Origin of the sequence: Salifodinibacter halophilus (assembly GCA_012999515.1) — a bacterium.
GTDB lineage: Bacteria > Pseudomonadota > Gammaproteobacteria > Nevskiales > Salinisphaeraceae > Salifodinibacter > Salifodinibacter halophilus.
Genome location: JABEEB010000468.1, coordinates 1 through 252, shown reverse-complemented (window position 1 = coordinate 252; position 252 = coordinate 1). Strand labels below are relative to the sequence as shown.

Below are 252 nucleotides of genomic sequence, written 5' to 3'. Positions count from 1 at the left end.
GATCATCGCCACCACCGGCAGCGAGCCCGACGGGACGCCGGCCGTGCCGATACCGCCGAGGATGCACACCAGCATCACCATCACCTGCTGGCCCAAGGTCAAATCCACGCCGAAGAACTGGGCCAGGAAGATCACCGTCACGCCTTCGAACAGCGCGGTGCCGTTCTGGTTGGCGGTGGCGCCGACGGTCAGCACGAAGCGCGAGATGCGCCGCGGCAGCTTGAGTTCGTCGGCCACGCGCAGCGCGGTCGG

At 68.3% G+C, this 252-nt stretch carries 1 protein-coding gene; it reads right to left on the bottom strand.

Going from position 1 to position 252, the window contains the following annotated elements:
- Positions 1-252, bottom strand: a 252-nt coding sequence (locus tag HKX41_12480; protein ID NNC24952.1) for a cation:dicarboxylase symporter family transporter, incomplete at both ends; no start/stop codon positions are given.